The sequence below is a fragment of the Streptomyces sp. NH27 genome (assembly GCF_056859195.1).
Window position 1 is genome coordinate 1 of sequence record NZ_JACEGK010000162.1, and the last position, 14,253, is coordinate 14,253.

Consider the following 14,253-nt stretch of genomic DNA (forward strand, 5'->3'; position numbering starts at 1 on the left):
GGCGTAGATCGGCGGGGTGGCATTGCGGAGGTTTCGGTTCACGGCAGGGGTCCTTCTGAGGGGGGTGGGCTCGGCGGCCGGAGTCGACGGGGGTGGCTAGGCTGTGTGGGGAACCGCGATCGGCTGAACGGTCTCCCGTTGCGGCAGGCGTTGAACATCGAGGCGCATGCCGACGTCGTGGAGTGGGCGTCCGCTGCCGTGCCAGACCGAGAGCGAGTACGCGCTGAAGGGGTAGCGGGTCCTCGACTCGGGTACTTCGATCCGGCCGTGCACCAGACTTTCCTGGGAAGCGGCGGCGGGGGCGCCGCCCGGCACGTCGCCGTACGACCTCAGCAGGTCGAACAGCGCTTCCGGCAGGGCGAAGTCGTGTTGCTCCACCTTCCCATGGATGCCCGCGCGGAACACCGCTGCCGCCGCCAGATCCAGGCCGGTGACCATGTCGAGGTCGGTGCGGTCCGGCAGCGGGCGCCCTTGGGCGGTGAGCGCTTCGTACAGGAAGTCCACGGCAGTTCGAGCATAGCGGGCGGCGCGGTTCTCATCGCCGACCATGCGCCGCAGAATTGCCTGGTAGTGGAGCTCCTCGTGGATCACGGGACGCCCGATGTTCCGGTACAGCAGGTCACGGTCGAAGCTCTCGGGCTCCCGCCAGACACGGTCGTAGTCGGCCATCAGGAAGGAGATCAGCGGGTCTTCCACCGCCCCCTCGCGCAGGAACGAGCCGAGCAGTTCGATCAGGTCCACCGTGCGGGCGCCCGAGGTCTCGGCGAGGACGCGCAGCGTCGAGCGGAGCAGGCACTTGTGGAAGAGCGTCAGCGGAATCCGGAAGGCCATCCCGCTCAGCCAGTCCTCGAACGTCACCTTGGAGTGCTCGGTGACGACGTCGGCCATCAGGTCCGTGTTCCCGGGGTCGCAGGGCAGGTGCCTGGTGCGCAGGCCGTGATCGTCCCGGAAGCGGTCATGCGTGTAGTCGGTGTTGTTGAGCAGCAGCAGCGGGTAGATGACCGGTGAGCCGCCGGAGGTGATGGCCTCCTCGATCCCGGTCATGTGGGTGTCGCGGGATTCGCCGGGCAGACCCCAGATGAGGTCGGTGTAGGTGGGGATGTTCTGGGCCCGGAACTGGGTCTGCATGCGACGGTAGTTGTCGACGCGGATGTTGCGGCGGTTGGCGATCTGCAGGACATCGGGGTCGAAGGACTGTGCCGACAGGGTGATGGCCCCGGTCAGCCCGGCGCGGTACAGGATTCCCGCGATCTCCACCACCCGGCCGTTGGTGTTCTTCGCCCAGTTCGTCATCACCAGCAGCCGCTTGTTGTGCCGCCGGCACAGCTCCACGATGTGGCGTGCGATGTCGACGTCGCGCGCGACGATGCCGAAGTTGGCGTCGGCGATGAACAGTTGCGTGCCGTTGGCGGCGACCCGGACGATGCGTTCCAGCTCGCTCAGGATGCGGTCCATCGGGAACTGGCGGATCTTGGAGTTGGTGGCCCCGCCCCAGTAGCAGAAGGCGCAGGAGTAGGGGCAGCCCCGGTTGGTCTCGTACACCAGCATCCGGGACTGCGCGATGTCCTCGTCGGCCCAGGTGTTGCCGAGCAGCGGCGAGGGCAGTTCGGCAAGGTCCTCGATCCGGGGGGCCGCGGCGGTGGTGACCACCTCGCCGTCGGCGGAGCGGTAGCTGATGCCGGGCAGGGCACCCAACTCGGGCTCCGCGGTGGCCGGTTCCTCGTGGCGCAGGAAGACGCGCAGCAGGTCGCGGAACCGCATCTCACCCTCGCCGTGGACGAGGACGTCCACCCAGGGCGCTTCGTCGAACACCACCGGCTGGTGCGTCACGTCGTTGCCGCCCACCACGATGCGGCAGCGCGGCCAGCGCTCCTTGACCCGGCGGGCCAGTTCGAGAGTGCCGGGCCGGTTCCAGAAGTAGACGGTGAAGGCGACCGCCAGGGGATTGTCCAGCGCGTCCAGCACCTTGGCGCAGGCGGTCTCGAAGGCGTCCCCGCCCTGCATGTACACGTGTTTGGTGAAGGAACAGGTTTCGGCGAGGTCCGGGGCCGCCTCGGCGGCGGCCTGCAGGTAGCCCAGTACGGCGCTGTAGCGGACACCGGGCATCACGGTCAGCTCGACCAAGTGCACTTGGCGCCGTGCAGCCGCGGCAGTGGGCGCACTGGGCCCGGTCGGCAGGTCGGCTGACGTCATTTCTCGAACCCTTCTCGACGTTCGGTTGCGTTGACCGGCGCCGCCGGAATCCGCCGGCCGGACAGACGAGTTGCTCGTCCGTCACGGCCGGCTGATTCCGGCGGCCACCATCGGATCAGGTGCAGGTGCAGCAGGGCGAGCAGCAGCAGCAGTAGCTGTCGCCGCCGGCCACGGCCTCAAGGTCGGCCTCGGACAGTTCGCGGTCCTCGATCTGGGGCGAAGTCGGCACCCGCAGCTCGTAGACACCGGTCGCCTTGCCGGCGCCCCAGAGGGTGACCTGAGCCTCCAGGTCGGGGTCGCCCCCGATGTCCCGGACGATGCGCACGGTGGCGTTCGCCGGCAGCTCCAGGCCCTGCTCGGCCAGCGCCGTACGCGGGTCCGCCTCCAGCCGGGTCACGTAGTCCTCGTTCGACCATGCAACCGTCAGCACCTTGGTGTAGGCGCTGACGAACGCTGACCTCTCTCGCGGTTCCATGGATCTCCTTCTTGATCAACTACCGGGCGTCACAGTCGACGTCCGGGATGTCCCTGCCGGGAAGGCCGGGACGATCCCTGCCGGGAAGGCCGGGAATTCTGGGGTGCGGGCCGCAGGAGCGGGGAACCTATCCGTCGACTGACAGCAGATAGTCGCTGAAGCCGAGGAGTTGGACCCCGGGGCCCGGTGTGGAGGCGGGCGGGATGACGCTGAGGTACACCTCGAGCCGGTCGATCACGAACTGCGAGGAGTGCGCGCCCTGGGGGCTGCCCGCCATGGCCGCCTCCGGGCTGCCGGGGTCGAGGGCGACCGTCGACCCGTAGCCGGAGGAGGAGGTCATGGTGTCCTGCACTTTGACCGCGCTGAACGCCAGTACCCCTCCGTCCCGGGTGCGCAGCATGTAGGACGGGTAGTCGTGCGACAGCAGGACGCGGTTCAGCACGCCGCCCCGGGACTTCAACTCCTGTGCGTTGGCGTTGAAGTTGCCGGCGAGATCGACGGTGAGCGCCTGGCTCGGCGCCAGCGGTACGTCGGCGTCCTTGTGGCCCTGCGCGAAGTCGTTGTACGCGCGGGCCAGTTCGCCGGGCGGTGCCAGCAGGCCGTTGCTGTTGGTGACTTCCGGCGCGCCGTCGGCGCTGTCCTCTTCCAGCGTCGGCAGCTCGGTGCTGGTGTCGGTGGCCAACGGATAGTAGGCGACCCGGTACTTCGCCGATGGCTGGTCCTGTACGAACAGCGTGTACACCGGCGCCGGGGTGACCCGGTCGGACTGGAGCATCGGGGCGATCGCCAGGAAGTAGTGCGGGTAGCTGGTGACGCGCGGGAAGACGAACCTTGGCGTGACGAAGCTTCGGTCCGTCACCTGTATCTTCTGCGCCTTCGCGACCGTCAGGCCGGCCTTGCTCGCCACGGAGGCCGGCGGCTCCTCGATGGTGGACAGCGTCCCGACGTTCTTGAGGCTGATCGCGTTGCTGGTCGCCGAGTACTGCTCCAGCAGCTTGGTCGCCAGGGGCACGCCGACCGGCGGGGGCGCCGCAGGAGGAGCCGTTGCCTTGGGCGTGGACGAACCGCTGCCGCATCCGGCGACGAGCACCGCGAGACCTGCCACGGCCGTCCACGTTCTTATCCTGCCGAGCGCGTTCATTTCTTGACCCGCCCCCACTTGAAGGTCGCCAGGCTCAGCAGGAGCCCGGCCAGGCACCACCCGCCGAGGACCAGGGCCGTACGCCCGTGCTCCCAGCTGCCGGCCGCCTCGGATTGCTGGAAGGAGTCGGACAAGAACGCCGACCGTAGTCCCTGGGCCATCCATTTGAGCGGGAAGCATCCCGCTATCACCTGCATGAAGCCGGGCAGGGAGGTGAACACGAAGAACACGCCCGAGATGAGTTGCAGCCCCAGGTACGGCAGTTGCACCACCGGTGCCGCGGAACGCGCGTTGGGGGCCATCCGGCTGTAGGCGATGCCGAGGAAGGAGCAGGCGACGATGCCGAGGACGACCACCCACACGAAGGTGAACCAGCGTGCCCCGGTGTCCGGAAGGTGCAGGCCGAACAGGCCCACGCCGACGGCCAGCAGCACCACGGTTTCCAGCACCCCGATGACGAATGCCTGGGCGACCTTGCCCAGGAAGTACGACACCGGCGACATGGGCGTCGCGGCCAGCCGGCGCAGGGTGCCGTCGTCGCGCTCGACCGCGATGGCGACGGCGAGGCTGGAGAAGGTGGTGCTCATGATGCCGGAGGCGATGATGCCGGCGATCAGCACCTGCTTCATGGGGGTGTGGGTACCGGGGGCGTTGCCGGAGTAGATGGCGCCGAAGATCAGCAGCAGCACGAGCGGCAGGGCGAAGGTGAAGACCACCGCCTGCCGGTTGCGGAAGTAGCTCTTCAGCTCGATGCCGGCGCGGGCCGCCGCCACCCTGCCGATCGAGGGCGTCCGCAGCTCGCGCGTGCGGGGCTCGGATCGGTACTCCAGGGTCGTGGTTTCCGTTCCACCGGTCATGCGACGTGCTCCAGTTCGGGTTCGGGCGCCGGAGTCGCGGCGTCGGCCGCGATCATCCGGAGATAGACGTCCTCCAGCGTGGGCCTGGTGACGGTCAGTCCGGGCAGGTCATCGCTCCCCAGCCGGGCCGCCCAGTCGAGCAGGACACGCAAGGTGGCGGCCGGTGCGGCCGTGCCGATCCGGACCTGGCCCTCCGCCCGTCCGAGCGGTGCCGCGCCGGCCGGCTGAACGGCCGGCAGTTCGGCTCCGTGCAGGGCGCCCGCCGCGTGGAACTCGATGACGGCCTCGCCGTCGGCGCGCCCGCCGATGTCCGTGGGTGCGCCCTGTTCGGCGACCTTTCCGCGCAGCAGGATGGCGACCCGGTCGCAGAGCACCTCGACCTCGTCGAGGTAGTGGGTGGTGAGCATCACGGTGGTGCCGTCCGTCGCCAGCGCCCGGATCAGGTCCCAGGTGGCGCGCCGGGCCTGCGGGTCCAGGCCCGTGGTGGGTTCGTCGAGGAAGACCAGTTCGGGGCGTCCGACGATGCCGAGCGCGATGTCCAGGCGGCGGCGCTGGCCACCGGAGAGCCGGCCGGTGCGTTCGTTCGCCTTCTCGCCGAGTCCCGTCCGCTCGATCGCGCTGCCGACGGGCAGGGGGTCGGGGTACAGGGAGGCGAAGTGGGAGACGACTTCCTTGACGGTGAGCTGGTCGAACGAGCCCATGTCCTGGGGGACGATGCCGATACGGGCACGCCACTGGGCCCCCGCGCCTGCGGGGTCCTGGCCGAGGACGCTGACCGACCCCGCGCTGCGGCTGCTGAAGCCCGTGAGGATCTCCTGCGTGGTGGTCTTTCCCGCGCCGTTCGGGCCGAGCAGAGCGAAGATCTCGCCGCGTCCCACGTGGAGGTCGACCCCGTGCAGCACGGGTACGGCTCCGTAGGACTTGCGTAGTCCGGACACCCCGATCACTTCCGGTCCGGGCATGGGTATCACCTCGAGGTTCCGCAGGTCTGCTCTGGCGTGTGCTGTGCGCGATCGAAGGCCGAAGGTGAAGGGCGCCGCGACTCCACCGGTCGCCGCGACGCCCTACCCGTCAGGTGCAGGTGCAGCAGGGGCAGCAGCAGCAGCAGTAGGTGTTGTCGCCGCCGGAGACCGCTTCCAGGTCGGCCTCCGACAGTTCGCGGTCCTCGATCTGGGGCGAGGCGGGGACCCGCAGCTCGTACACGCCGTTCTGCGCGCCGGCTCCCCAGAGCGCGACCTGAGCCTCCAGGTCGGGATCGCCGCCGACATCCCGGACCACGTGCACCGTGGCATTCGCGGGCAGTTCCAGGCCCTGTTCGGCCAGCGCGGTACGCGGGTCCGCCTGCAGCCGCGACACGTAGTCCTCGTTCGACCAGGCAGCTGTCAGCACCTTGGTGTAGGCACTGACGAATGCCGACCTTTCCCTGGGCTCCATGAGCACCCCTTACTTGTCGATTTTGATATCAAGCCAGCTTCGGGTTGATGCGGAAATCATCCAGAGCTGACCGCCTGTAAGTCAACTGCGCTCTTCTGCATTTCGACCCGATTCTTTTTGCGGCCTTCCCCGCACCCGCAGAACCTGCCACCTCGTACGGTTGTCGCAGCTCAGAGCGGTCTGAAGTAGGGGCCCCGTAGGGCTAGGAGGGGACCCCCCTACAGATAAGAAGGCCCCCCGACAGGGCGGAGTCGAGAGCACCGAAAAGATAGCCGGCGGTCGTCTCGACTTCCTTGCTCTACCCATCCCGGCGGGTATTAAAGTGTCCGACCAAGTCGAATAATTTTTGGAGGTCGCGGTGGATCTGCCCCGCTTCAAGGCACACCTTGTCCCGCAGGCCGTCGGCTCTGATCGGGTCTTTCTCGTTTCGGAGGAAGGTCACTACCTGGTCCAGGGAAAGGCGGTGGCCGAGGTAGTGCCTTTCCTGGACGGAACCCACACGATCGCCGAGATAGCCCAGAAGCTCTCCGACCGATTCACGCTGGGTGAAGTCGTCTTCGCCATCAGCAAGTTCCAGCGGTTCAACCACCTCGCCGAGGGGCCGGTCGGGACCGACCGCGCCGCGGTGGCCGTCTGGGAGTCCCGGGGAGTGGACGCCGCCGAGGCCACCCGGCGACTGGACGAGGCCCAGGTGGAGATCACCTCGGTGGGCGCGGTGGACGAGGCGGAGGTGGTGGCCGCGCTGCGGACCACCGGCATCAAGGTGCGGCCGGTCACCGCCGCCAAGGCCGGTGCCGCCGCTCCGACCATGGTCGTGGTGCTCGCCGACGACTACTGCAACCCCGAACTCGACGCCGTGGACGCCCGCCTGCGCGAAGCCGGCATCCCCTGGCTGCTGGCCAAGCCCAACGGCGCCGATGTCTGGACCGGCCCGTACATGGTGCCGGACGTCACCGGATGCTGGCGCTGCCTGGCCCAACGCCTCGACGGCAACCGGCAGGTGGAGGCGTACCTCAAGCGCAAGCGGGGCGACGACGCTCCGCTGATCACCTCGCTGGCGGCCTCCCCCTGGTCGGTGGGGCTTTCGGCGCAGCTGGTCGCCAGCGCCGTGGCCGGCATCATCGGCGCCGAGGCGTCCGACCACCAGGGCGTCCTGGTCTCGGTGCACGTCCCGACCATGCGCACCGAGCGCCACCAGCTGATCCGGCAGCCGCAGTGTCCCGGCTGCGGTGACCCCACGGTCCTGCACATCGACCCCCGGATCGAACCGGTCGAGCAGACCGTGCAGTTCAGCGCGGACGGCGGGCACCGGACGATGCGCCCCGACGACACCTACAAGCGGCTGGAGAAGCACATCAGCCGGCTGACCGGCGCGGTCAGCTCGCTGCGGCTGCTCAACGACGTCGACAACGGTGTCACCTACAGCTACTCGGCCGGCCACAACTTCGCGATGCCCGGCGACAACCTGGCCATGCTGCGCCGCAACCTGCGCGGCCAGAGCGGCGGCAAGGGCCGCAGCGACATCCAGGCGCGCGTCAGCGGAGTGTGCGAGGCCATCGAGCGGTACTCGGGCGTGTGGCGCGGTGACCGCTACACCCGCCGGGCCAGCTTCGACGCGCTCGGTCCCGACCTGGCGGTGCACGCCAACGACCTGCTGCAGTACTCCGAGGCGCAGTACGCCGGCCGGGAGGTATGGAACCACACCGGCGCGGGCCGGCTGCACATCGTGCCGGACCCGTTCGACACCAGCCGCGAGATCGAGTGGACGTCGGCGTGGTCGCTGACGCACGACCGGGAGCGCCTGGTGCCGGCGGGATACGCCTGGTTCGGCCACCCCGACCTGGTGGACAACTTCTACTGCTTCAGCGACGGCAACGGCAACGCCGCCGGGAACACCCTGGAGGAGGCGATCCTGCAGGCGTTCTACGAGATCTCCGAGCGCGACTCGGTCGCCCTGTGGTGGTACAACCGGGTGCTGCGACCGGGCTTCGACCTCGACAGCCTGCGCGAGCCGTACATCGACACCCTGCGCGACTTCTACACCGGCATGAACCGCAGCCTGGAGGTGGTGGACATCACCACCGACCTCGGCATCCCCACCTTCGCCGCGGTCTCGCGCCGGACCGACCACCCGGTGGAGGACGTGCTCCTGGGCTTCGGGGCGCACCTCGACGTGCGGATCGCCGTCCTGCGGGCCCTGACCGAGGTCAACCAGTTCCTTCCGGCGGTGATCAACCGCAATGCGGACGGTTCCACCGACTACTGGGAGGACGACCCCGACACGCTCGCGTGGCTGAAGGAGGTGACGGTCGCCCAGGACCCGTGGGTCGCTCCGGCCGCGAACCTCCCCACCACGTCGGCCAGCACCTACGCCGGCCTGTTCTCCGGCGACCTGGCCAAGGACATCCGCAACGGTGTCGAGCGGGTCCAGAAGGCGGGCCACGAGGTGATCGTCCTCGACCAGAGCCTGCCCGACCTGGAGTTGAAGGTCGCCAAGGTCATGGTCCCGGGCATGCGCCACTTCTGGCGCCGGCTGGCTCCGGGTCGACTCTACGACGTGCCGGTGAAGCTGGGCTGGCTGTCCGAGCCGACCGCCGAGGACCAGATGAACCCGCGCAGCGTCTTCTTCTGATCGGTCGGACCATCGGTCGGTCTGTCGGTCTGTCGGCCCATCAGTCCGTTGATCCGTTGATCCGTCGGTCTCCCGGCCCGTCGGTCCGCCGCTCTGCCGGTCCGCCGGTCCGTTGATCCGTCTCTCATGCCGTCGTCCCGAGCGGACCCCCGCCGGGGCGGCGGCCTGAACGTCATGGCCTTGCCCAGTGACAGGGCTTTCCCCACCGCAGTCTCCCTGGAGATGACATGACTGGTCCTGACGCTTCCGGCGTCATCAGCAACCACCCACCCGCACCCGGTCCGGTGCGGGTCGGTGAACTCCTGCGGCTCCACCCGGGCGCTCGGGTCGTCCCCGTCCCCAGCGGCGCGACCCAGATCTTCATCGGGCAACGCGGTACCTCGCTGGGTGCCCTGTCACCGGGACTGGCGGCTGCCGTCGAACTGCTCGGCACCAAGCCGGTCGGCAGTGACGAGCTGCTGGACGTCGTCCGGAGCCACGAGGGCGAGCTCGGCATGCTCAAGACGCCCAAGCTGTTGCAGCGGCTGCGCGCGGGCGGCTGGCTCGCGGTCACCCTGGAGGCCGCGGGGGAGCCGCTGCTGACGTTCCGTCCGCTCGGCCCTTCCGTGCCGCCCGTTCTCAAGCACGACGGTGACCCGGCCGAGCTGCGGATGTCCCGCTTCGCCGTGCTGCGCGCCGAGGGCACCGGCATGGTGCTGGAGTCGCCGCTGGCACACGTCGCCGTCGAACTGCACGATCCGGCGCTCGCCGGGCTGCTGGCCTCGCTGCCCAGGCAGCAGGACCCGGGGCAGGCTCCCCAGGACACCGAGGGCGCGCGGACCCACCTGCTGGACCAGCCGGAAGTGGTCACCGCGCTGCTGAGCGCCCTGGCCCGGCACGGCTTCCTGGTGCCGCGGAGCGGCGCCGCCGAGGAGGACTTCCGCTTCGCCCAGTGGTCGCCGCACGAGCTGTGGTTCCACAGCCGTACCCGCGTCGGACGCCACGACATGCCGTACGGCGGCACGTACTGGGCCAAGGGCACCGCCGAGCCGCTGCCCGCGGTCCGGCCGTCCTTCGACGGCGCCTCGGTGGAGCTGCCCCGGGTGGACCTGGAGGCGTTGCGCGCGAGCGATCGGACCCTCACCGAAGTACTGGAGGACCGGCACTCGCTGCGGCTGCACGACAGCTCCTCGCCGCTCACCGTCGAGCAGTTGGGCGAGTTCCTGTACCGGAGCGCACGCAACCGGGCCCGGTACGACGACGGTTCCCAGCAACTCGGCGACCGGCCCTATCCGTCCGGCGGCCGGGCGTACGAGCTGGAGATCTACCCGCTGATCGACCAGGTGGACGGGGTGGCACCGGGCCTGTACCACTACGACCCCGAGGGGCACCGGCTGGAACTGGTCGCCGAACCCGGGCCGGCACTGACCCGCCTCACCGAGATGTCCCGCGCGACCGCGCAGATGTCCGCCGCCCCGCAGGTGACGCTGCTGGTCACGGCGCGCTTCGGGCGGGTGATGTGGAAGTACTCCACGATGGGCTACGCCCTGGTGCTCAAGCACGTGGGGGTGCTCTACCAGGTGATGTACAGCGTCGCCACCGCGATGGGGCTCGCGGGCTGCGGGCTCGGCGGCGGCGACTCCGACGCCTTCGCCGCCGCTTCCGGGGTGCCCTGGGAGAGCGAGTCGACCGTCGGCGAGTTCCTGCTCGGCAGCCGTGGAGAGGAGGACGGCAGTGGAGTTCCGGCGTAAGGCACTGGAGAACCTGCGCGCGCCCGACGACCTGGACAGCCCCGTGCGCCTGGCCCGGCCGCGGGCCTGGGCGGTACTGGCACTCGTTGGAGTGCTCATCGCGGGCGGCCTGGTGTGGTCCTTCAACGGCGACCTGGCCCGCAACGTGGACGTGCCGGGCATCCTCACGCATCCGCTGGGGGTTTCCAAGGTCGAAAGTCCGCAGAGCGGGCTGGTGTCCGACGTCTTCGCCCAGACCGGGAACCCGGTGACCAAGGGCGCTCCGGTGCTGTCCCTGGTCGACGCCCACGGTGCCACCCAGATCGTCCGGGCCCCCTTCTCCGGCCGGACGATCGCCCTGCTGGTCGACAACGGGCAGTACGTCAACGCGGGCGCGACGTTCATGACGGTGGAGCGCACCGACAGCAAGAACGACCGGCTGGTGGCCGTGCTGTTCGCCCCCGCGGACAAGGCGGGCCAGCTGCAGATCGGCGACGACGTGGACATGGATGTGTCGTCGGCTCCCGCGCAGGCGTTCGGCCTGATGCGCGGCCATGTCACCGCCGTGGACGCGTTCCCGCAGACCGAGCAGCAGGTGCTGGACTTCCTGGGCGGAAACCAGTTGCTGTCCACGCAACTCCTGGACAAGGGCGGTCCGGTGCGAATAACCGTCGACCTGGAAACCGACTCCAAGGTCTCCAGCGGCTACCGCTGGACCTCGGCTTCGGGACCCCCGTTCCGGATCAACTCGTGGACCCAGGTCACCGGTTACGGCCGCCTGCCCGGTGAGCGTCCCATCGATTGGCTGTTGCCGAAATGACGACTCAATCCACGCCCCCACTGCCCGCACCCGGCCGGAAGGCCGACTCGAATGCGGCGAGCGGACCGCCGTCCCGTGGCCGCGGCCGCCGCCGCGATCGCAGCGAACGCGCCAGAAACCGGATGCGCGTCAAGACCCCCACCGTGATCCAGTTGGAGGCGGTCGAATGCGGCGCGGCCTCGCTGAGCATGGTGCTGGGCTTCTTCGGGCGCTTCGTCCAGCTGGAGGAGTTGCGGACCGCCTGCGGCGTCTCCCGTGACGGCGCCAAGGCCGTCAACCTGCTGCGAGCGGCCAGGAGTTACGGCCTGCTGGCCAGCGGCCGGCAGATGGAGGTGGAAAAGCTCAAGAAGCTGCGGCCGCCGACGATCCTGTTCTGGAACTTCAACCACTTCGTGGTCTACGAGGGCATGGGCACGCGGCTCGGGCGACCGGTGGTCCACCTCAACGACCCGGCCTCCGGCAAGCGCACGGTCAGCATGGAGGAGTTCGACAAGAGCTTCACCGGCGTCGTCCTCACCTTCGAGCGCGGGCCCGACTTCCGGCGCGGCGGGCGCCCCCCGCGCATCTCCACGGACCTGTACTCCCGCTACCGCAGCAACGGCGGGGCGCTGATGCTCGCGCTCCTCGCCAGCATCCTGCTGATCATCCCCGGTGTGGCGGTGCCCGCGTTCACGCGGGCCTTCATCGACCGGGTGCTGACCAACGGAGATCACTCCTTCATCACCCCGCTGATCGGCGCGATGGCCGCGGCCACGGTGCTGACAGTGGTGCTGACCCTGCTCCAACAGACGCATCTGCTGCGGGTGGAGTCGTCGACGGCGATCCGAAGTTCCGCCCGCGTCGTCCGGCATCTCCTACGCCTACCCGTGGTCTTCTTCACCCAGCGCAACCCGGCGGAGATCTCCCAACGGGTCGCCTCCAACGACAGGATCGCCGAGATCCTGTCCCGGGACGTGGCGACCGCGGCGGTCAGCGCGCTGCTCGTGGTCTTCTACGCGATCCTGTTGTGGACCTACGACGCCCAACTGACCCTGATCGGCGTCGGGGTGGCCCTGCTGAACATCGTGGTGCTGCGCCTGGTGGCGCGGCTGCGCAGCGACGCGGTGTCCAAACTCCGGGCCGACCGGGCGCGGTTGACCGCAGCGTCGTTCAACGGCCTGCAACTCATCGAGACGATGAAGGCGTCGGGTTCCGAGAACGACTACTTCGGGCGCTGGGCGGGCTTCCAGGCCAAGGTGGCGTCAGGATCGCAGGTCCTGGGCACTCCCACCGCGCTGCTCGCCGTCGTACCACCGTTCCTGGCGGCGGTGGACAGCGGTTGCATCCTGCTGATCGGCGGGCACAAGGCGATCGACGGGCACATCTCCATCGGTCTGCTGGTCGCCTTCCAGACGCTGGTGACGAACTTCACCCGCCCGGTGTCCCAGTTGAGCAACCTGGGGCCGCGGGTGCAGGACGTGGCCGCCGACATCAACCGGCTCAAGGACATCGAACGGTTCCCGCTGGCCTCCGACTTCACCAACAAGGTGCTCGACGCCGACCCGACCGGCGCGCCGGCCGGCGGACCCGGCCAGGCACCGGTGCCGCCGGACCCGCACGGGCAGCCCGGCACGGGCCAACCCGCCCCCCGCAAGCCCCGTCGGCCCACCAGCGTGGCCAGCGTGAAGATGATCGATGTCACCTTCGGCTACAGCCCGTTGGGGGATCCGCTGCTGCGTGACTTCGACCTGACCGTGCTGCCCGGCCAGCGGGTGGCGCTGGTGGGCGGCTCGGGCAGCGGAAAGTCCACGGTGAGCCGGCTCATCGCCGGCCTGTACGAGCCGCGGTCCGGCCAGATCCTCTTCGACGGCCGGGAACGCCGGACCTACACCCGTGACACCCTCGGCAACTCGGTGGCCTTCGTCGACCAGGACATCTTCCTCTTCGAGGGAACCGTCCGGGAGAACGTCACCTTGTGGGACACCTCCATCCCCGACGAAAGGATCGTCGCGGCGCTGCGCGACGCGGCCGTCTACGACGTCGTGGCCTCCCGGCCGGGCACCCTCAACAGCCTTGTCGCCGAGGGCGGTACCAACTTCTCGGGCGGTCAGCGGCAACGTCTGGAGATCGCCCGCGCACTGGTGCGCGGGCCCAGCGTCATGGTGCTCGACGAGGCCACGAGCGCCCTCGACGCGGAGACCGAGAAACGCATCGACGACAACCTCCGCCGGCTCGGCTGCGCTTGCGTGATCATCGCCCACCGGCTGTCGACGATCCGGGACAGCGACGAGATCCTCGTGCTCGATCACGGCCGGGTCGTGCAGCGCGGCACGCATCACGCCCTTGCCAAGGCAGAGGGACTGTACGCCGACCTGATCCGGGAGCAGTGACGCAGTGACCACATCCCACTTCTCGATCAAGTACGGCCCGGACGCGATGGATCTGTCCGAACTCGCAACGGTCCTCAGCCCGCGGACCGACGGCGTCTTCGCGCTGGCCGACCCCGGGCGCATCTGGTTCGTCACCGAGGGCATGCTCGACCTCTTCGCCGCCAGCGAGGAGGAGGGCGGGCGCTGGACCTTCCTGTGCCGGGTCGGGACCGGCAGCGTACTGTGCGGCGCCCGGCTGGACGGGCCGACCCTGGTCGGCAAACCGCTGCCCGGGGGCGCCGTGCGGTCCTGCACGCTGGGCGAGGCGCTCAACGTCGCGCTCCCGCGGGTCGGACACGGTTCCGGCGCGCCGGCGAGCCCGCTGGCGAAGCAACTGGCGGACGGACTGGACGCCGGGTTCGTGGCACTGGCCGACGCCGTGCGGACCGAGTTGCCGCCGCGGGAGTTCGTCCCGCTGGAAACGGACAACGCCGACGGGTCGCGCCGCGCCCTGCTGCCGCCCGGGGCCATGGCACGCTCGGTCGACGGTGTGGTGTGGATCGAGGTGATCCGCGGTTCCGTCGCACTGGCGCTGACCGACTTCGACGAGGCCGACGGGTCCCCCCGGCCCGCTGCCCCCGCAC

Annotated in this window: 10 protein-coding genes and 1 pseudogene; 5 read left to right on the forward strand and 6 right to left on the reverse strand. The window is 69.5% G+C overall.

Annotated elements, in window-relative coordinates; all coding sequences use genetic code 11:
* Positions 1-96: 96 nt before the first annotated feature.
* From AC13HU_RS15540 to AC13HU_RS15565, 6 genes are all read right to left on the reverse strand, one after another.
* Positions 97-2,193: a radical SAM protein gene (locus AC13HU_RS15540; RefSeq protein WP_483042450.1), complete on the reverse strand. Its 2,097-nt coding sequence runs from the start codon at positions 2,191-2,193 to the stop codon at positions 97-99.
* 115 nt (positions 2,194-2,308) lie between these two features.
* The gene (locus AC13HU_RS15545) at positions 2,309-2,668 is read right to left on the reverse strand and encodes a hypothetical protein (protein WP_483042451.1); all 360 of its coding nucleotides are present in this window, start codon (positions 2,666-2,668) and stop codon (positions 2,309-2,311) included.
* 127 nt (positions 2,669-2,795) lie between these two features.
* Positions 2,796-3,773, reverse strand: a complete 978-nt coding sequence (locus tag AC13HU_RS15550; RefSeq protein ID WP_483042452.1) for a DUF8094 domain-containing protein — start codon at positions 3,771-3,773, stop codon at positions 2,796-2,798.
* A 32-nt stretch (positions 3,774-3,805) separates the two neighbouring features.
* Positions 3,806-4,666 carry an ABC transporter permease gene (locus AC13HU_RS15555; RefSeq protein WP_483042453.1) on the reverse strand — a complete coding sequence of 287 codons (861 nt, stop codon included), beginning with the start codon at positions 4,664-4,666 and terminating at the stop codon, positions 3,806-3,808.
* Positions 4,663-5,628, reverse strand: a complete 966-nt coding sequence (locus AC13HU_RS15560; RefSeq protein ID WP_483042454.1) for an ABC transporter ATP-binding protein — start codon at positions 5,626-5,628, stop codon at positions 4,663-4,665. Before AC13HU_RS15560 ends, AC13HU_RS15555 begins: the two co-directional genes overlap by 4 nt.
* Before the next feature lie 109 nt (positions 5,629-5,737).
* Entirely contained in the window at positions 5,738-6,100 is a 363-nt protein-coding gene (locus AC13HU_RS15565; protein WP_483042455.1) for a hypothetical protein, read from the reverse strand.
* A 463-nt stretch (positions 6,101-6,563) separates the two neighbouring features.
* On the opposite strand from AC13HU_RS15565, the gene AC13HU_RS15570 reads away from it, so the two are divergent.
* The 5 genes and pseudogenes from AC13HU_RS15570 to AC13HU_RS15590 all read left to right on the forward strand — a co-directional run.
* Complete coding sequence (locus tag AC13HU_RS15570; protein WP_483042456.1) at positions 6,564-8,732, forward strand: TOMM precursor leader peptide-binding protein; 2,169 nt, start codon at positions 6,564-6,566, stop codon at positions 8,730-8,732.
* Positions 8,733-8,959: 227 nt separating this feature from the next.
* Complete coding sequence (locus tag AC13HU_RS15575; protein ID WP_483042457.1) at positions 8,960-10,462, forward strand: SagB family peptide dehydrogenase; 1,503 nt, start codon at positions 8,960-8,962, stop codon at positions 10,460-10,462.
* Positions 10,446-11,261 (forward strand): hypothetical protein, encoded by an 816-nt coding sequence (locus AC13HU_RS15580; protein ID WP_483042458.1) that lies wholly within the window; start codon positions 10,446-10,448, stop codon positions 11,259-11,261. The genes AC13HU_RS15575 and AC13HU_RS15580 overlap by 17 nt, the downstream gene beginning before the upstream one ends.
* A complete protein-coding gene (locus AC13HU_RS15585) occupies positions 11,258-13,630 on the forward strand; it encodes an NHLP family bacteriocin export ABC transporter peptidase/permease/ATPase subunit (RefSeq protein WP_483042459.1) in 2,373 nt (790 codons plus the stop codon). Before AC13HU_RS15580 ends, AC13HU_RS15585 begins: the two co-directional genes overlap by 4 nt.
* A 4-nt stretch (positions 13,631-13,634) precedes the next feature.
* Positions 13,635-14,253, forward strand: a pseudogene (locus tag AC13HU_RS15590) (hypothetical protein); the annotation flags it as partial.

Bases quoted from the DNA above. Each gene is read 5' to 3' on its own strand.
- AC13HU_RS15565 (WP_483042455.1), bottom strand. From the start codon at position 6,100: ATGGAGCCCAGGGAAAGGTCGGCATTCGTCAGTGCCTACACCAAGGTG.
- AC13HU_RS15555 (WP_483042453.1), bottom strand. From the start codon at position 4,666: ATGACCGGTGGAACGGAAACCACGACCCTGGAGTACCGATCCGAGCCC.
- AC13HU_RS15540 (WP_483042450.1), bottom strand. From the start codon at position 2,193: ATGACGTCAGCCGACCTGCCGACCGGGCCCAGTGCGCCCACTGCCGCG.
- AC13HU_RS15545 (WP_483042451.1), bottom strand. From the start codon at position 2,668: ATGGAACCGCGAGAGAGGTCAGCGTTCGTCAGCGCCTACACCAAGGTG.
- AC13HU_RS15560 (WP_483042454.1), bottom strand. From the start codon at position 5,628: ATGCCCGGACCGGAAGTGATCGGGGTGTCCGGACTACGCAAGTCCTAC.
- AC13HU_RS15575 (WP_483042457.1), top strand. From the start codon at position 8,960: ATGACTGGTCCTGACGCTTCCGGCGTCATCAGCAACCACCCACCCGCA.
- AC13HU_RS15585 (WP_483042459.1), top strand. From the start codon at position 11,258: ATGACGACTCAATCCACGCCCCCACTGCCCGCACCCGGCCGGAAGGCC.